This window comes from Rhodococcus sp. BS-15, assembly GCF_000813105.1.
In the GTDB taxonomy this organism is placed as follows: Bacteria; Actinomycetota; Actinomycetes; order Mycobacteriales; family Mycobacteriaceae; genus Rhodococcoides.
This window is the reverse complement of record NZ_BAOX01000003.1, coordinates 35,535-53,457: the sequence shown is the minus strand read 5'-3', so window position 1 is coordinate 53,457 and position 17,923 is coordinate 35,535. Positions and strand designations below refer to the sequence as shown.

Below are 17,923 nucleotides of genomic sequence, written 5' to 3'. Positions count from 1 at the left end.
TTCTTCGGAAGTCTGCGTTTTCAGTCCGCCACCTCGAAACGGCGGACCGGATGAAATGAGAGTCAAATTCGTAAACCGGAGTAGAAGGCCGCTGATCGATGTTTCGTTTTCGGTATTTCTATTTGTACCTGGTGGTAATGAAGATGTAGGTAGCCAGTCTTTGGTCAGAGTGCCGATTTTGGTCGATGAGTTTGCGTTCATTGGCACAGCGAACAAGAATAGCCGCGTGTCCGGCGTATTGAATCTCAGCTATCGAACTTTGGTCTTGCGACCTGACTTAATGGTGCCGTCTGCGCTCAGGAGGTTGTCGGAGCCGCTTAGATCATTTTTTGAATCCGGGGACCTGGTGGGCTTCGTTGAGTTTTGCAACGTGAATACGCGGGCGTCTTTGCAGGTTGTTTGCTCCACCTCGGACGGCTTGACTGGGGCCAGAAAGGCGCTAGTGTCTCCCCGCTACGGCGGTGCCAGCTTTACATTTGGGAAATTTGAGCGAGGTCGATCGCTTAAGTCTACTATCGTAGATTTGGGTGGTTCTATTGATTGAGGAGGCTTTTGACGACAACTACCTGGTCGAATGCGGTTTAGGAGATCTCCCCAACTGGTTGCGGCCGCATTTTCTTGAGTTCGTTTACGAGACGTTCGAGTTACGCGTCGGCGACAAGCTATCTGAGGGGTTAACGAATGAACAGCTGGATGAATTTGAGAGCATTTTTGACTCAGGTACGCCAGGGGACGAACGCGCCCTTGAATTTCTTCAGCTAAACGTTCCGCAATATAAGGAGACAGTGGCCGAGATGTTTCAGCTTTTGAAATTAGAGATCAAGGTGTGCGCGAATGACATTTTGAAGTACGAAAACGGTTAACCCTAATCTGTACTTCACGCCGACGCGACGGTTGAGCGGCTGGAGACGGAGGTTCGTTCCTGTCACATTCGATGGAGCTGGTATTTGACGAAGGGGTAGAAGTCGACCGCGATGGGCGGCGGCAGGCACCAGTCGGCAATGCCGCTGCCTAGGATGCTCCCTGTTCGTCGAGCGCGTTTGGTGCACGTTCATGGACCGGCAATTCTCACCTCGACCCGGATCGTGACCTGCGACTAATGCTCGACTCGACTACTATGGAGCGGGGATCTCGCGAATAACGACCCGGAGTGGAGCGAAATTCGCTGACCCCTTAGCTGACCTGACGAGCCCATTCTGGACGAGGAGCTCCGTTTCGAGGCCTGGTGTGCACCACGTCCTCGGCCGTGACTATCACGTCGTCCACATGGGAGCTTTTACGACAACTACGCCGTCTGCGTCGCCGACGACGACGTGACGGGGGCAGACGACGACACCTCCCCTGTGCAACACATTCGTTCAGGCGGCCCAGTCCGTTCTTGTACGGTCCGGCTGGTTGCGCAGGGCTCGATGCCGGGGCTAGCGTCGAGTGCGACAGTTCCACCGGCAGTTCTGGTCACGAGACTGCTGATCGCCAGCACGGCGCAGACTCAATCGGCGCGGGTGAGCATCTTCACGTGCGGGATTCCCGCTTCCAGATACTGCTCTCCCACTCGAACGAATCCGAAGCGCCCGTACCAGTTTTCGAGGTGCGCTTGCGCGGAGATCTCGACCACCCCGGGGTATGCCGTCAGTGCGGCCTCGACGAGTTGTCCTGCATAGCCGCGGCCACGACCCTGAACGGCGGTCGCGACGCGTCCTATGTGGACCGCGTCGTCGACTAGCACGCGCAGGGTGGCCAACACTTTGCCGTTCTCGTCGTGGATCCAGAACAACTCCGTCGTCGGAAGCAGGTCTGCACCATCGAGTTCCGGCTCGTCGACGATCTTCTGTTCGTGTACGAACACCTCGACCCGAAGCGCCATGATGCGGTACAGGGTGCTCGGGTCTACGCCTGCAAGTGGAGCATGGTGGAGATTCGACATGGAGGTCCTTCTTCGATCATCGAGGTGGGATCAAGAGGTGAACTCTCTCGACCAGGTCCAGTGCAATGTCGGCATCGACGCCTTCGAACACCGCACTGTGGATCCCCCGCATGGCGCCGGTGAGCAGATGGGCTGCAGCGAATACATCTGTGTCGCTATGGATTTGCCCTACTTCCAAGGCGGACCGGAGCAACTGGGCAATCGCGTCGACGAAACTGTCGTGCCAGCGTTCTGCCGAGCCCTCGGATCTCGGTACTCCCAGATTGCGGAACAGGACGTGGGTTCGTGGGGTGTCGTAGATGCTCGCTGCCGCGATGCGAAGGAATGTCTGCAGCTGCTCGAGTGGGGTGCCCGGCCAAGTGGCGGCCGCCGATTTTTCGTGAATGCGGCCGATCAGCACGGTGGCGGCGTCGTCGACGGCGGCCTGGAAGAGTTCACGTTTGGTGGGAAAGTGGTGGAACGCGGTTCTCGGCGCGAGACCGCATCGGAGAGCGACACTTTCGATCGTGATGTCCGCATAATCGGAGTCTCGCAGCAGTTCCTGGGTGGCCTCGATCAGTCGGGCCGCTGCGGGCCCGGGTTCGTCGGTAGCCGAAGACCCGGCCCAGCGATAGAGCGTCGTGGTGTGGATGCCCAGCGAGGACGCCACGTCCGCCGGGCTCTCGGAACCGCCGAACGCACGGGCGACCGCATCCTGCCTATCGGCGAGTGTGAATCTGGAGACCCTGGCCATGGTCGTGACACTACATTCCTCGTCAGGTGCCGAGTTCGGCCCGAGCCTAGCGGAGCATCCGCGCGAGGGTGGGCAGTAGAACTCGCGCGGGGACGAGACCCGCCGCGATGGCCTGAACAGTGTTTCGTCGGCCCGAAATCACCTGCGGGCGAGACCGTCTGGCGTCGAGTGTGCGCATCGCAGTAGCAACGACCTCGGTCGGTGTTTGGTATGTGCCGGCTGCTGCAGCGGTGTCTCCGATGACGTCGAAGAATTCGGTGCGGGTCGGGCCGGGATTGAGCGCGAACACTCTGACGCCGTGTTGTCCTGCTTCGTACCACAGGGACTGGCTGAAACTGAGCACGAATGCCTTGGCGGCCGCGTACACCGCGAGTGACGGGACGGGCTGGAACGCAGTCGTGCTGGCGACGTTGACGATGGTTCCGTCCCCTCGGTCGATCATGTCCGGTAGGAACGCCGAGCAGATGTCCACGACAGCGCGGATGTCGACGGCAATGAGGCGCTCGAAGTTTTCGGCATCGCCGTCTGCGAATGGTCCCTGTACCGCGAACCCTGCATTGTTGACGACGAGATCGATCTGCTCGGGCACGGCCTCGCGCAGTCGGCGTCCGCTCGCTTCCTCGGACAGGTCCCAGGACACTGTGCGGCAACGGATTCCGTGGTTTTGCTCGAGCTCCTTCGCCAAGGTGGTCAGGCGGTCTTCGCGTCGAGCTACGAGTACGAGATCGGAGCCTCGGGCGGCCAGTGCTCGGGCGAACTCGGCACCGATTCCCGAACTTGCACCGGTCACCAAGGAGCGGCCCGGTCGGTAGCGAGAATCTCGGCGGTTCATCGGTCCGAACCGACGGGCGCGCGCCCGAGCTCGGCGGCCGAGCGGCGTGCGAACTCCTCGTACGACGTCGGTGCGTGACCGAGCAGAGTCGGAAGAACCGTCAGGTCTCCGGCCGGGAGGCCGTGGCCGTCGTAGTGGGTCATCATCGTGCGGTACGCCTCGCGTGCATCGGCGGGCCAATTCTTCATGTCGCGAGGGTTCGACGCGGCCTTGGCGCCGCGCACGAGGTGGCCGATGGAGTTCAGTTTCGTCGATTGCACTGCATGCCCGACGACCGAGGCGAGTGCGGGCAGCACGTTCAGTTGGTTCGTCAACGACGATGGGGGGATCCGAATGGCGGTGACCCGGTGGCCCAGCACATCGGACCAGATCTGCGCCATCTCGTGTCGTGTCAGTTCGACGGTGGACAGGTCGTAGACGCAGCCGGTGTGCGGGGATGGGTCGATGAGGATGTTCGCGGCTGCTTCGGCGACGTCGGCGACATCGACAACGCCCATCACGCTGTCCGGTGAAACCGGGTACGGCATGACTCCGGCCTGCAGGAATTCCCACACTTCCAGGTAGTTCTGCATGTAGTGCGACGGTCTGAGAACCGTAGTGGGAATTCCACTGTTCCGCAGTATTCCTTCGGCGATGTCCTTCTGGTGATGGTGCGTCAATTGATGCAGGTTCGGATGGATCACGGAATGGAAAACTATGTGCTGCAGCCTGTTTGCCGGTCCCAGTTCGATCATGTGATCGATGATGGGCTTCTCGTCGATGATCTGAGTGGGTGCTGCGTGGTAGAGGACGTCGGCCCCGGCCAAGGCCCTGCGAAGCGTGTCCTCCGATCTGAGATCGCCCACGACAACCTCGACGGCCCCGTCCTTGCGGGTGGTCGCAGCTTGCGCGCCGTTCTTGACCACCGCCCGCACTGGCACGTCCTGTATGGCGAGCTGTCGAACGAGCAAGCGGCCGACACCACCCGCGGCACTGGTCACTGTGATCATGAGGCCTCCTCGACGGTGCGCTCGGCGGATGCGGAGCGTTGTTGCGAATATTGCATAATGAATGCAGATAACGCAAGAGCGCTACGGCCCCAGAACTGAAAAATCCGGTGCAGCTGACCGCGCTGTGAGCGCGGCTAGCTGCACCGGATTCGGAGTGGAATCCAGCCTCAGTCGGTGGTCGTGCGTGTCGACTCCGCTGGTCGCTCGGCCGGCCGCGGTTCGATCGAACGTCGAGACCAGTAGCTGGCGAGTAGTGAGCCCGAGACGTTGTGCCACACCGAGAAGATGGCCGCGGGCAGGGCTGCCGCGGGGCTGAAATGCACCGAGGCCAGAGCCGCGGCCAATCCGGAATTCTGCATGCCGACTTCGATGCTGATCGCGCGTCGGCTGGCGACGTCGAGTCCGCACGCCTTGCCGATGCCGTACCCCACGGCGAGTCCCAGCGAGTTGTGCAGCACGACGGCCAGGACGATGAGGGCTCCGATGGACAGCAGTGTCGGTGCACTGGCGGCAACCACGAACAGCACCACCGCGGTGATCCCAGCCACCGACACCAGCGGCAGAGCGTCGAGCATGCGATCGATCACCGCGGGAAACAGCAGGCGCAGAACGACGCCCAGTACGACGGGAACCAGCACGATCTGCAGAATCGAGACGAACAACCCGCCCGCATCGACCGGCAGGAATTCACCGGCGAGCCACAGCACGAGCAGCGGCGTGAGAACAGGTGCGAGCAAGGTGGACACCGACGTCATGGCCACCGACAGCGCGGTATCGCCCTTGGCGAGGTAGACCATCACGTTGGACGCAGTGCCGCCCGGAGCCGAACCGACCAACACCATCCCTGCGGTCAGTGCGGCAGAGAGGCCGAGTAGATTGGCGATGCCCAGACCGAGTAGCGGCATCGCGAGAAACTGCGCGGCGACACCGAGCAACAGTGCCCACGGTCGTCGAGCGACGACGTCGAAGTCGGACAGACGCAACGTCATTCCCATGCCGAGCATGATGATGGACAGCAGCCACGGAACGGCCGGAGTGCCGCCGCTGAACGTGTCGGGAGTGATCAGGGCCAGTGCTCCTGCGGCCACGACGATCAGGGCGAACCACTTGCCGGTGAACTCGCTGATGGATTTCAGCTTGGGCATGCGGAGTCTCCTGTGCGGTCGGGGCACGGTCCAGGGCGGGCGCGCAACCCACCGAGCGTAGCGGCAGCCTGGACGGGCAGGTGCTCACGTTGCAGACACTCGAATAGAACAAGACCAATCGGACTCGTTCTGGCAGTATCGACCTTGACGTGAACCGCTGCCGGCCACAAGCGAAGGACGACGAACGCATGACGCCACCGTGAAGAAGCTCTCGACGGTGGCATTGCTGATCCTGTTGGGCGCAGCCGGGACGTACAACGGACTGTCGTTGGTCTCCGACCCCAGCGGGCGGTCACTGGGTTTGAACGTCGGAATGCTCCCCGAATGGCATACCTGGGACTACCGCATATCCGGGTTGTTCGTGCTGATCTTCCTCGGCCTCGGACCGTTGATCTGCGTGGCTGCCGTGCTCGTCGACGCCTCCGAAGCTGCCGTGTGCGTCGCATTGGTGGGGTTGGTGACCATCGCGTGGGTGGTGTGGCAGATCGTCGTACTCGACGTCGACGCTCCGCTCGCCCAAGTTCCCCTCACCCTGTTGGGGGTCGCATTGACTGTCCTCGCAATCGGCGAATTCCGTGCGCGTGCCCGTGATCGGAGCCGGCGGTAACCGGACCTGAGCGTTCAGTATCGAGTCGAGTGCGCGGGTTCCCGCGTGCACGGTGCGATCGTGAACGATCAGGTGCGCTTCGCCAGCAAAAATTGCAGCGCTACGAACCCCGCACCACGTCGTAGGCCGGCTTGGGGCTGAAGTCGGTGCGCAGTAGTCCGTAGTTCTGCTCGGAATCGGCGGGGTCGGTGCCCGAGTCGCGCAGCGAGTGCACGAAGACCGGGCCGACGTACGGCAGCGACGACGCCTTGGCCAGGCTCGAGCCGATGATCGCGGCCTGTGCGTCCTCGGTGACGGCCATGGGACCGTTGCCGGTGGGTGCGCCGAGTTCGGTGATCCAGATCTTCTTGGCACCGTCGCCGTTGGCCACCATCGTGCCGTATGCCTGATCCACCTGTGCCCATTGTCCGTTGGGGTCGTTCTCGACGGTGAAGGGGAAGGTGTAGGGGTGCATGGCGACGGCGTCCATGAATCCGCCTGCTCCGGCGGCGTACATCTGCTGCAGGAAGGTCACCGGCGCGGTGGTCCAGGCTCCGGCGTTGATGGTGGTCGCCAGCCCGGCGCTCAGCACGGTGGCTCCGGCGTCGGCGTTGTGGATCGCGGGGTAGGCCGCACGCAGCATGTTCGTGTAGCGGACGGCGTCGACGGGTGCGAAGAACGTCGGGATGTTCGGCTCGTTCCACACCTCGTAGTGGTCGACGCGCTCACCGAGGTGCGCCGCAGCTGCGCCGGCGAATGCGCCGAAGGCGTTGGGATCCAACGGAACTGCACCGGGCAGTGGTGAGGCGATGCCGCCCTGCGCCCATCCGGGGGTTCCGCCCAGCACGGCCAGTACCGAGTAGCCCTGCGCCGTTGCAGCGTTGATCACGCGATCGGTGTTGCCCCAGTCGAATACGCCCGGTGCTGTCTCGATTGCCGCCCAGTTCACGACCACCCGTACCCACGATGCACCGATGTCGCGTCCGGCACCGAGCTCGTTGTTCAGCGTTGCGTCGTCGAGCGTCAGAAATGGCGCTCCGCCGGTGAATCCGAGTCCGGCGGGCGGGGCCGCGTGTGCGACGGGTGCAGAGAGGCCGACGGCGATCGCGGCGGCTGCGGCAACGGTGAGCAGACGGGAGCGGAGGGTCATGGCGATCATCCTAAGGTGCTCGTGAGCGGGGGCGCTGATCAGTGCTTCGACGGTGGAATGGGGCACGCGGTCGTTCCAGCGCGCGGTGTTCAGCTCGTAGATGCGCTCACCTGCCTTGACGGCGGCGGTGCGGTCGAGCAGGTAGCGGCGGCACTCGGCGACGAACTGCTCGGTGTCGTCGAACGTGGGCAGCTCGAAGATCGAGTCGAGCGACCCGACGGCCGCCGAGGTTCCGACGACGGGTAGTCCCTTGCTGGCGGCGTCGAGGATCTTTACGCGCACGCCGCCGCCGGTGGCGACCGGGGCGATCAACGCTCGGCAGGTGCCGAGGAATTCCTGCAGATCGTCGACGAAGCCGAGATCGCGAACTCCGGCTGGATAGACGGGATCTTTGGCACCCGGGGCCTTCGCGCCGATGATGCACAGTTCGGCACCGTCGATGCCGGCAGAGATCGCCGGCCAGTACTCGAGCGCGATCTTGAAGGCTTCCTGGTTCGGCGGCCAGTCACGAGTTCCCATGAACACCAGACGCTTCGCGGTCTCGGACAGGTCCAGCTGCGGCGCGGGTTCGAGAGTGAGGTCGATCCACCGAGCGTCGCGCACGCCCTTGCTCCGGTACATCTGCGCTTCGTCGGCATCGTAGGTCCCGACGGCATCTGCCGCGCGGGCGACGCGAATCTCGTCCCGCAGGATGCGTGGTGCCTCGATACGGCCGATCAATCCGCGCGTCACCTTCCACACTTGCGACTCGGTGTTGACGGTGTTGATCGCGAACGGTGACCCCAGCTTGGACGAGCGGAGGAACGATTCGGCCATGTAACTGTGTTCGGCCACATACACATCGGAGGTGGATGCGTCGATGGCGTCGCGGAAGGCGTCGACGTCGTAGCGTCCGTGCACCACCGAACGCGTCGGCCGCAGCGACTTCATCAGCAACCCCACATCGACCGTGGGCTTGGGGACGCGCACCACGTCGGGGGCCACGTCGGTCTCCTTGGACAGGCAGATCGAACGCACCTCGAACGCCTCGCGGGCGAGCTGCATCATCAAGCGCGACAGCGCGATATCGCCGCCGTGCTCGGTGACGGGGTCTTTGGACAGCAGGAATGTCGCGCGTCTCATTGTGTCACTTCTTCTTTCACCGGATGCCGATACAGGGCGCGCATGAACCAGACCAGCAGCACGGCGTCGGTGACCACCGAGGCCACGGCCGCGCCGACGGCACCGAAGGGGAACAGGCACAGGACGAGAACCATCTTCAGCGGTGCCAGCGTCGCTGCGGCCATCACTCGTGTGCGGTCGCGGTGCTGCAAGTAGAGCACGGTGGTGAACACATGGTTCATCACTCGCATCACCACGAACAACGACATCACCACGAGGCGCCCGCGACCTGCGGGGAGGCCGGTGTGAAGAAGAGCAGCAGACCGGCTACCAACAGCAGGGAGCCGGCGGCGCAGCCGAGAACCGCGGTGTGCTTCAGGGCCGGTCCGGCGCTGACGAGTCCGTCTGCTGCACGCAGCTTCTCGTGGAAGGTGTTGCCGAAGGCCTGGCCGATGAAGGCCACCGCCCAGGCCGTCACTGCAGCGACGGAGTAGTAGCCGGCGATGGTGGAGTCGGTGAGGAAGCCGAGCAGCAGCACGTCGCCTTGGATGTAGACCGCGTTGGCGAGGTTCTCCGAGATCAGCATCGACATCTCGCGCCACGATCCGGGGATGCGCGGAGCAGCGACGCGCGTCCGGACGGCGGCTAGCACGGCGATGACGAAATACGGTGCGGCGTAGAGCAGGCTCGCGACGGTCAAATTCGGGTCGGGCACGGCGAACAGGTAGGCCGTCGCGAGCGCGATGGACGTGGCTTGGCGTGCTGTGTCCAATCGCTGGGTGAGATCGGGGCGGCCGTCGCGTAGTGCCCTGCTCTTGTACGCATTGAACACCAGCTCACCGCCGCCGATCACCAGGGCGAACCAGGCGATGTAGTTCACCTGCACCAGGCACAGGCCGCCGACGATGAGAACGGCCCCGACGAGCACGCGAGTAGTGCGCTCGCCCAGAAACTCTCGTTCGGTCACGCGGATCGAGCGCACGGTGAAGGGGTGATCCAGTGGTGCTGCGATGATCGCGGCGAGGGCGAAGGCCATCGCGTACTGGCCGTAATCGGAGATCCCCAGTTTGGCGATCAGCGCGATGGTCCACAGCAGCCCGATGCCGCGGCCGCCGTAGGTCCACAGAGCAGCGATTCCGGCCTTGAGAAGATTGCCGTTCATTGCGCCGCCCACACGGAGACGAAGTCCTCGACGACGAGCTCTGCGGTGTGGGAGATGCGAAGCGCCTCGACCTCGCGTCGAAGTTTGCCCAGCGCAATCGGATCGGTGATGAGGTCGGCGGTGGCGTCGGCCAGTTCGGCGACACCCCCGTCGACCACCAGGGCTCCGCTGTCGGACTCGGCGAGAGCGCCGACCTTGAGGCACGTCACCGGGGTCTGATACGCGATTGCTCGCGTCACGACCGAGGACGCGGGGAACGCATCGCCGTAGATACTCCGTTTGCCGTAGGGCAGGACGAGTGCGCGGATGGACGCGAAGAAGGCATCCTCGTCCGGTCCGTTCACTTCGCCGAGGATCTCCACGCCGTCGACGGGGTCGAGCAATTCGGTTCCCCGGCCGGCGATGCGGATCGCGATATCGTCGGGGAGGCTGTCGCGAAGTTGCTGAATCTGGTCGAAACCTTTGCCCCGATAGACCAATCCGAAGAGCCCGACCGCCAGCGGCCGATCCTCGGCGGGGGCGATGTCGGGCCGCGCGGGAACGAAGAGGGCGCTGGCCTTGGCTGTGGCGTCGGGATACTCGCGCGCGAGTGAATCAGCACCGGAGCGGGTGAGGGCGAACAGTGTTCGGCTCCCGGCCACCCGGCGTTCGAGCGAACGCCAGGCCGACCGAAGTGGGTAGTGCAGGCCGTGATTGAGCACTTTCTTACCGGCGAGGAATTTGGTTCGCGCGGGCCACCAGACCAGTCCGGGCGGGTCGTGCACCGTCGCGGTCACAACCGGGTCGCCGGTGAGTCGGGAGGTTGCCCAGAACGGCATCACCGAGCCGCCGCTGAGTTCGCAGTGCACGATGACGCGACCCGGATCGGCGTCGACGAGTTCCTGAATCGCTGTGCGGTGGCGCAGAATATCGCGCGCCGAGTGCGATCCGGGTCCCTCGTGGCGATACTCGATCACCTCGGCGAAGTGTGGCCGAACGGCGTCGGCGAAGTCGTCGGCATAGTCGCCCACGCCGCCCACCCCGGATCGGGGGGCGACGTAGACGAGTCGGCAGTCTCGCAGGATCATCAGTAGAACAGTGGCCGATACTTGGGGCGGTAGGCGAGAGCCTCGGGATCACGCATCGCTCGCACCTTTGCGGGCACACCGGCAACCACTTCGAGGTCGCCGACATCCGATCGCACCATCGAGCAACCACCGACGACGGCACCGCGGCCGAGGGTCACACCGCTGAGAAGCGTGCTGCGGCTGGCGATCCACACGTAGTCGCCGATGACGCAGGGCTCGAGGATCGGTGTGAACTCGGGGGAGTTGTGGTCGTGGTACCCGCCGATGATGTGGGTGTCGCTGGCGATGACGACGTTGCTGCCGATGGTGATTCCGCCACGGGCGTCGAGCATGCACCGGAACCCGATGGCGCAGGCGTCACCGATGGTGAGGCCCTCGGGATCGAGGATGGTGGTGCCGCGGAAGATCGAGGTGTCCTTGCCGATCGTTGCACCGAAGGCGCGCAGAAAGTTCTGCCGAATCCAGTGCGACGGAATGTAGGTGACGATCATGTTGAAGCCGAGTGTGCCGATGCGATTGCGCAGCTTCCGCTTGAACGTGATGTCCTGCATCTTGTAGTTCGACACGTCGTAAGTCTCGTTCTCGGGCTTTTCCACCGCTGTCATGCTGCAATCTCCTCGGTCATGTCGAACTCGATCATTGCTTGGACGACCTGATCGAAAGTCTTCGTCGGTTCCCAACCCAACAGGTTCCGGGCCTTGGAGGCGTCGCCGACCATTCTGGCCGAATCGGACGGCCTGAGCATCTCCGAGTCAGTGCGCACGTAGTCACGCCAATTGTCGATGCCCACCGCCTCGAACGCCGTCGATACGAAGTCGGCGACGCTGTGGGCCTGGCCGGTGGCGACGACGAAATTGTCGCCCTTGCCGTACTCGGCCATCGCTGCCATCGCGTTCACATAGTCCGGGGCCCAGCCCCAATCGCGCACGGCAGTGAGGTTGCCGAGTTCGAGCGTGGACTGGTTCCCTCGAGAGATGGCGACCGCGGCCTTGCTGATCTTCCGGGTGACGAACGAATCCGGCCGCCGCGGTGACTCGTGGTTGTAGAGAATGGCATTGGTTGCTCGAGTCCTCGTGATCGATAGACGTCGACCATGTGGTGACTGAGAGCCTTCGATGCACCGTAGGGCGATGTGGGTGCGATTCGGGTCGTCTCGCTCTGCAGCGAGACGCCGGATCCGGCGAAGATCTCGGCACTGGATGCGTTGATCAGCACGATCCGCTTTCCCGACGCCTCCTGCTGGGTGAAGCAGGCATCGAGCAGAGCGGCTGCAGAGACGCCGTTGACCCTGGTGGTCAGTACCGGGTCGTTCCACGACTTCCATACCGACGAGATCCCGGCGAGGTGAAAGACATAGTCGGGGGCGGTTTCGGTGATCAGTGCCGTGGCGGCTCGGTGGTCGCTGAGGTCGGTCTCGTGCTGTTCGACGAGTGGGTTCACCGGCTCCGGTGTGCCGCCAGGCTTGGAGACGCCGTGAACTGTCCAGCCGCGGCCGAGCAGAAGTTCGGCGAGGTAGCTGCCGTCCTGGCCCGCCACTCCGGTGATCAGGCGGTCGGGTGGGGCCCGGCGTTCACGCGATCTTGACGGTGTCGGGGGACTGTTCGACGAGGTCGTTGCGCACCATCATCGCGACCAGTTCGGGGAAGGCGACCTTGGGCTTCCAGCCAAGAGCAGCTTGCGCTTTCGACGAATCGCCGACGAGAAGGTCGACCTCGGCGGGCCGGAAGAAGCGCGGATCGATCTTGACGTAGGGCTCCCAGTCCGTGATGTCGACCGCTGCGAAGGCGTGATCCAGAAGTTCTCGAATCGAATGCGTCTCGCCGGTGGAGATCACGTAGTCGTCGGCCTCGTCCTGCTGCAGCATCAGGTACATGGCTTCGACGTAGTCGCCGGCGAAACCCCAGTCGCGCTTGGCGTCGAGATTGCCCAGCGAGATCTCGGTCTGCAGCCCGAGTGCGATGCGCGCGACGGCCTGGGAGACCTTTCGTGTGACGAATTCCGGTCCACGGCGCGGTGATTCGTGGTTGAAGAGAATTCCGGAGCTGGCGTGCATGCCGTAGGACTCGCGGTAGTTGATGGTCATGTAGTGGCCGTAGACCTTGGCGACACCGTACGGCGAGCGTGGCCAGAGCAGTGTGTCCTCGCGCTGCGGCACCTGCTGGACTTTGCCGAACATTTCCGAGCTCGATGCCTGGTAGAAGCGAACCTGCTTGCCCGCTACCTGCTCGTACAACCGGGTCGATTCGAGCATGTTCAGTACTCCGCCGCCGGTGACGTCGGTGGTGAGGCGGGCGTTCTCCCAGGAGTACGCGACGAAGGAGACGGCTCCGAGGTTGTAGACCTCGTCGGGATCGGCGACAGCGAAGGCGCGCATCAGCGCGGACAAGTCGAGTAGGTCTCCGTGCAGAATCTCGACCTGGGGTAGTACTCGTTCCAGCATGGGGGCTTTCGGATTGTTCTGTCCGCGAAGCAGACCGAACACTTTGTAGCCCTTGCTCAGCAGCAGCTCTGCGAGATAGAGGCCGTCCTGTCCGGTGATGCCGGTGATCAAAGCGCGCTTGTTCATCGCGACGCCGTCCTCTCGATTCGTTCTGCATTGATCTCGGATACTGCTGAAATGAGCTCGGCAGCGAAGCGTTCTTCGCTGAACTGCTCCACGTGTGCCTGGATCTTCAGTGGTTCCCAGGCCGTCCGTTCGAGAGCGGTGACCGCGTCGCGAATCGAATCTGGTTGTGGCTGATCGAAGTACACCCCTGAGACGCCTTCCTCGACCGTGTCGAGAAAGCCGCCCCAGCGGAGCACGACGCTGGGCTTGCCGTGGTAACCCGCTTCGATGGGGGTCAATCCGTAATCTTCATAGCTCGCGGCGATCAAACCGTTACACCCTCGGTAGAGCCAGGTCATTTGGCCCGACGTCAGATCGCTGAGCATGAGCACGTTGTCGGACTTCAGCTTTCGCAACCGGTCGGCCTCGGGGCCGCGGCCGACGACGATCAACTTGCGGTCGGTGCCGGCAAATGCGGCCATCACCTTGTCGACGTTCTTGTACGGCAGCAGCCTGGAGATGCACAGGTAGTAGCCGGTGCCGTCGAGCCACGTCGCTGCCTCGGGGATCGACTGTGGTGGTGCCGTCTCCACGGTGAACGGGGCAGGCACCACCGTCGACGGGATGCCGTACGCGTCGGTGATGCGCTGCTGTATCACGGTGGAGATGGCCAGGTAGCGATCCGCCGACAGTGCAGCGCGGAGGTCCCATCGACGTAGTGGCCACGAGAGGGCCTTGAGCGCAATGCGTTTGGCCGGGCTGCGACTTTCACCCAGGTACATCTGTGATTCGTACAACCAACGCGCAGGTGAATAGCAGTAGACAAGTTTGCGTCCGGAGGTGTGGAAGCCGTGCGCCCAGCCACTGGTGCTGGTGAGCACCACGTCGGCGTCGATCTCGATGGACGAGGATGCGAAGGGCAGCAGGGGAAGTGCGGCGCGGTGATTCTTGCGCAGGAAGCCGATGCGGTTCAACGTCGACGGGCGCACGTCGAGTTCGGAGAATTCGGGGAACGTCGTGGACGGTTCGAAGAGCGTCGTGTAGATGGGGGCGTCGGGGAAGGCGCGGGCCATGGCCAGGACGACCTTCTCGGCACCGCCGCGCTGCGTGAGGTAGTCGTGCGCAATCGCGACGCGGAGACCGTCGGTCATGTTGCCACCCGGATGCGACCGAATGAAATCAGTTGTGACACAACACTATCTGTATTCATGAGCTACCCATCGTGTCGGTCCGTACTCGAGTCGAGCTAGAGGGCATCCCGAACGCCTGTAGACGCTCCGGCGCGCAACGGTGCACGACGAGAGCGTCGAGATTTCAGGCGTCCCCCCGACGAGACGTGCGAACACTGGACATAATCCTGCCACGAAGAGTCATTCGTTCGCGCTATATGAATATCCGTTTCGGCAAGAAATAGATAGCATTAAGTGAGGTGGTTCACAAAGCAAAATAATTGATCGGTAAAACGAAACCGCGCCTTTGCGTAGAGTTAACGTAACCGCAACGATTGCACCGGGAAATGGGCGCACTTCACCCTATCAAAAGGGGCGTGCGGTTTGTGAATTATCAATCAATCGATCGAATGAATTCAGCGGGTGACGGTCGCTCCCACGTACGGTGTCCACGTGATCGTGCCGTACTGGAACGTCACCCGTACGCCGCCGCCGTACTGTGGCATCTCGTCGCTCGTTGCGGGCCCCAGGGTGGGATCCCAGGCGCTGAAGATGCCGCCACCGATGTTGCGGGTACCGCCGATGGCGGTGGAGAACACACGAAGGCCGAAGGGGCTGTCGAAATCCTGGTACGTGCCGTTGAACGGCGTGGTCGGGAGAAATCCGGTGGCGCGGATCGATTCGGCCACAGCGCGAGGAACGGCGACGAAACCGGTCGGCATCTCGTAGAGAACCGCGTCCTGTCGGTACTGCGCCCACGTATCGCGCACGGGGAACACCGGTCCCAGTACCGCTCCGGAGTTGTTCGGAGCAGCAGCGAATCGGTTGTATTCGGCAGTGCGTGGGATGTTGTTCTGCAGCAGGCCCATCAGGCCCCACAGCGCCGGTTTGGCACCCCAGTTGCTCTCGAGCAGGCCGAACGTGTCTTCCGGATCGTTGCTACCGGTCGCCTTGTCTCGCATCGTGTACAGGAAGATCGGGCCGGTGTAGGGCAGCTCGCGCCACTTCTGGATGAAGTCGGTGATCATCGCGTTCTGCTGATCTCCCGATACCGCGGTGGTGGGAACGCCGTACTCGGTGGCCCAGATCTTCTTGCTGCCGTCGCCGTTGGCGACCATGGCCGCGCGCATGTCCATGACCTGCCGGGCCGGTGAATGATCGACGTAGGGACCTTCGGAGAACTTCAGTGAGTATTGATACGGGTGGTAGGAGAGGGCGTCGAAATTGCCTGCTGCTCCCGCGGCGTACATCTGGTTGGTGAAGTCGACGGGGTTGACGATGCCCCAGCCCTGTTCGGCTGCGCCGAGGACTCCGCCGACGACCGTCGCAGCCGAGTCGGCAGCTTTGATCTTGGGGTATGCAGCCTTGAGCAGGTCGGTGTAGCCGGCCGCGTCGGGTTGCGGCCCGTAGAACATGGACCCGTTGGGCTCGTTCCAGATCTCGTAGTCGGCAACCTTGCCCTTGTAGCGGGCGGCGACCTTGCCGGCGAAGTCGCCGAACGCTGCAGGCGAGGCCGGGCGGGTGCTGATGGGTTGGTTGACCGGGGAGGTCGCCCACGGCGGGGTGTAGGCGATGATGCCCAGCATCGAGATGTTCGCTGCTCGAAGCTTGTTCACGACGCGATCGACGGCCGTCCAGTCCAGCTGATTCTGGGTGTATTCGACGCTCGACCACGGAATGGCGATTCGCATCGAAGTGACGCCCATTCCCGTTATGAATTGCACGGTGGTGTCCAGCTCCGCATCGGAGGCCCACAGCAGTCCGCCGCCGTCGGAAATGCCGACGCCGGGGGGATTGGGGGCCGCTTCGGCGCGTGATGGGCCGACGAGGTGGTCGGGCGAAGTGACTATGGACGTGACTCCGAAGGAGAGCCCGGCAGCGACTATCAAAACGGTTGTCGCTGACATTACTGCGCGAAAGCCACCGCGAAAGTGAACCATCTTCAATTCTCTCCACCAGGGGGTCCGTACCAACATTCGACGGGCCGGTTCGGGAATCATTGCACCTTCAATGCGGTTTTGTACAAATCACAAAAAGCGGACCGATAATTATGAAACTGCTGGTCGAGTACCTTCGGCCGAAAGCAAGCTTTTCGTTTTCGTATCCTCGATGTTGTCGCCATCCGGACTGGTTTCCGTCGTTTTTTCCCACGCGTAGACGACGAATGCGAGCATCACGGAAAATGTCGCTGTGGTGGAGGGATTGCTGACGACGGGAAAGTCGAGCTGCAGGGCGACCACCGAGAAGCCGATGAATGTGCCGCCGTAGAAGCCGAGTTCCCAGCGTCCCGATCGCAGCATTCGGTAGCCCACAACGGCACCGGCAACGAGAATTGCGGTGAAGGCGAGGCCGGTGAAAATGCCGCCGCGGTAGACGGTCAACAGTGGCGAGTTCGCGACGAAGTTCACCTCGAACGCGGTGGCCGGATCGACGAATTCGGGCCGGCCCCAACCAAGGCCGAACAGCCAGTGGCCCTGCATGTGACCGGGGAATTCGGCGAGTGCATCGCCGCGTGCGCTCGAGCCGGCGTCCTCGTTGCCGAAGGACGAGAAGACGCGGCTGCGCACGCTGGGTACTGCGAGCGCTCCGATGAAAGCCGCTACGAATGCGCCGACGATCGCCAGGCGTTCTCTGGTGCGCAGTTGTTGGAACGCGAACATCAGCAGTACGCCGAACACCACCGAGAACAGGGCTGCTCGCGACAGCGTCAGCACGATCGACAGGAACAGCAGGGTTGCGAGAGCCGTACGCAGGTATCCACGCAACAACAGGATGCACAGCATCAGTGCGAGGACGAAGCCGATTCCGGCTGCGTTGGGGTCGATGTACGTCCCTGCCAGGCGAACCGAGGTGGCTCCGGTGGGGCTGTAGACGAATCGCGTGCTCTCCTCTTCGGCGCCGTATCCGAGGATCGACAGGTAGCGAATCAGCTTGCCCGCGGGATCGCCGACGAAGATCAGCAACGCGAATGCAGCCGCGGCCGACGCTGCGTAGACGTAGATCCTGCCGAACACCGTCATTTCATCCCTCGGCATCCGCAACAGGCACACCACCACGAGGGTCGAGATCAGCCATTTACCGAATTCGAAGAAATCGCCGAGTCCGGTCGCCGTGACGACGACCGACAGCGCGGACAGCACGATGAGCGCAATGACGGTCGTTTCGGGCCATGTGATGCGGCTCACTGCCGTGCGGTGAATCACAGTGGCGAAGATTGTCGCGACACCGAACGTGAAGACCAACGGAACGGGTGTGCCCGGTACGTAACCGAAGGGGAGCGCGCCCAATGAAAAGGCAAGAGCGCGAGTCAAATACAGTGGATGACGTAGGCCGATGTACGCTCCCACGGTCAGCGCGACGAGGGCGAATGCGCCCAATTTCGCTGGAGTTCCGCCGACGATCATGGCGAATGTAACGAGAACGGGGATTGCCACGATGGCGACCCATCCGACCCGCTGCGTGATGCTCATGGGTCCTGATGTTGTCACGCTTTCATCTACTCGCAACATGTACGCCGTGC

Annotated in this window: 16 protein-coding genes and 2 pseudogenes; 2 read left to right on the top strand and 16 right to left on the bottom strand. The window is 62.9% G+C overall.

Features of this window, described 5'->3' with window-relative positions:
• Window positions 1-527: 527 nt before the first annotated feature.
• Window positions 528-863 carry a DUF5663 domain-containing protein gene (locus RHBS_RS01005; RefSeq protein WP_128644611.1) on the top strand — a complete coding sequence of 112 codons (336 nt, stop codon included), beginning with the start codon at window positions 528-530 and terminating at the stop codon, window positions 861-863.
• Window positions 864-1,489: 626 nt separating this feature from the next.
• Here the strand turns inward: RHBS_RS01005 and RHBS_RS01000 are convergent.
• From RHBS_RS01000 to RHBS_RS00980, 5 genes are all read right to left on the bottom strand, one after another.
• Window positions 1,490-1,924 carry a GNAT family N-acetyltransferase gene (locus RHBS_RS01000; RefSeq protein ID WP_128644610.1) on the bottom strand — a complete coding sequence of 145 codons (435 nt, stop codon included), beginning with the start codon at window positions 1,922-1,924 and terminating at the stop codon, window positions 1,490-1,492.
• A 16-nt stretch (window positions 1,925-1,940) separates the two neighbouring features.
• Window positions 1,941-2,657 carry a TetR family transcriptional regulator gene (locus RHBS_RS00995; RefSeq protein WP_128644609.1) on the bottom strand — a complete coding sequence of 239 codons (717 nt, stop codon included), beginning with the start codon at window positions 2,655-2,657 and terminating at the stop codon, window positions 1,941-1,943.
• A 46-nt stretch (window positions 2,658-2,703) separates the two neighbouring features.
• Entirely contained in the window at window positions 2,704-3,489 is a 786-nt protein-coding gene (locus RHBS_RS00990) for an SDR family oxidoreductase (protein ID WP_128644608.1), read from the bottom strand.
• On the bottom strand, window positions 3,486-4,478 hold the full coding sequence (locus RHBS_RS00985; RefSeq protein ID WP_128644607.1) for an NmrA family NAD(P)-binding protein: 993 nt from the start codon (window positions 4,476-4,478) through the stop codon (window positions 3,486-3,488). The genes RHBS_RS00990 and RHBS_RS00985 overlap by 4 nt, the downstream gene beginning before the upstream one ends.
• Before the next feature lie 167 nt (window positions 4,479-4,645).
• Complete coding sequence (locus RHBS_RS00980) at window positions 4,646-5,623, bottom strand: bile acid:sodium symporter family protein (protein ID WP_128644606.1); 978 nt, start codon at window positions 5,621-5,623, stop codon at window positions 4,646-4,648.
• 199 nt (window positions 5,624-5,822) lie between these two features.
• On the opposite strand from RHBS_RS00980, the gene RHBS_RS00975 reads away from it, so the two are divergent.
• On the top strand, window positions 5,823-6,230 hold the full coding sequence (locus tag RHBS_RS00975; RefSeq protein WP_128644605.1) for a hypothetical protein: 408 nt from the start codon (window positions 5,823-5,825) through the stop codon (window positions 6,228-6,230).
• 1,159 nt (window positions 6,231-7,389) lie between these two features.
• On the opposite strand, the pseudogene RHBS_RS00965 reads toward RHBS_RS00975, so the two are convergent.
• The 11 genes and pseudogenes from RHBS_RS00965 to RHBS_RS00925 form a co-directional block, all read right to left on the bottom strand.
• Window positions 7,390-8,481 (bottom strand): annotated as a pseudogene (locus RHBS_RS00965) (glycosyltransferase); the annotation flags it as partial.
• Window positions 8,478-8,729, bottom strand: coding sequence for a polysaccharide biosynthesis C-terminal domain-containing protein (locus RHBS_RS30005; protein WP_237668913.1), 252 nt, complete (start codon window positions 8,727-8,729; stop codon window positions 8,478-8,480). The gene RHBS_RS30005 and the pseudogene RHBS_RS00965, both read right to left, overlap by 4 nt.
• Window positions 8,729-9,622, bottom strand: coding sequence for a hypothetical protein (locus tag RHBS_RS00960; protein WP_237668908.1), 894 nt, complete (start codon window positions 9,620-9,622; stop codon window positions 8,729-8,731). The genes RHBS_RS30005 and RHBS_RS00960 overlap by 1 nt, the downstream gene beginning before the upstream one ends.
• Complete coding sequence (locus RHBS_RS00955; protein WP_237668907.1) at window positions 9,619-10,689, bottom strand: glycosyltransferase; 1,071 nt, start codon at window positions 10,687-10,689, stop codon at window positions 9,619-9,621. Before RHBS_RS00955 ends, RHBS_RS00960 begins: the two co-directional genes overlap by 4 nt.
• Window positions 10,689-11,294 carry an acyltransferase gene (locus RHBS_RS00950; RefSeq protein WP_128644604.1) on the bottom strand — a complete coding sequence of 202 codons (606 nt, stop codon included), beginning with the start codon at window positions 11,292-11,294 and terminating at the stop codon, window positions 10,689-10,691. Before RHBS_RS00950 ends, RHBS_RS00955 begins: the two co-directional genes overlap by 1 nt.
• On the bottom strand, window positions 11,291-11,740 hold the full coding sequence (locus RHBS_RS31355; protein WP_272913829.1) for a GDP-mannose 4,6-dehydratase: 450 nt from the start codon (window positions 11,738-11,740) through the stop codon (window positions 11,291-11,293). Before RHBS_RS31355 ends, RHBS_RS00950 begins: the two co-directional genes overlap by 4 nt.
• An 80-nt stretch (window positions 11,741-11,820) precedes the next feature.
• A pseudogene (locus RHBS_RS31350) lies at window positions 11,821-12,225 on the bottom strand (GDP-mannose 4,6-dehydratase); the annotation flags it as partial.
• A 34-nt stretch (window positions 12,226-12,259) separates the two neighbouring features.
• Complete coding sequence (locus tag RHBS_RS00940; RefSeq protein ID WP_128644603.1) at window positions 12,260-13,255, bottom strand: GDP-mannose 4,6-dehydratase; 996 nt, start codon at window positions 13,253-13,255, stop codon at window positions 12,260-12,262.
• Window positions 13,252-14,385 carry a glycosyltransferase gene (locus RHBS_RS00935; RefSeq protein WP_128644602.1) on the bottom strand — a complete coding sequence of 378 codons (1,134 nt, stop codon included), beginning with the start codon at window positions 14,383-14,385 and terminating at the stop codon, window positions 13,252-13,254. The genes RHBS_RS00940 and RHBS_RS00935 overlap by 4 nt, the downstream gene beginning before the upstream one ends.
• Before the next feature lie 434 nt (window positions 14,386-14,819).
• Entirely contained in the window at window positions 14,820-16,310 is a 1,491-nt protein-coding gene (locus RHBS_RS00930; RefSeq protein ID WP_237668906.1) for a cellulase family glycosylhydrolase, read from the bottom strand.
• A gap of 141 nt (window positions 16,311-16,451) precedes the next feature.
• Window positions 16,452-17,873, bottom strand: coding sequence for an O-antigen ligase (locus RHBS_RS00925; RefSeq protein ID WP_237668905.1), 1,422 nt, complete (start codon window positions 17,871-17,873; stop codon window positions 16,452-16,454).
• Window positions 17,874-17,923 lie beyond the last annotated feature (50 nt).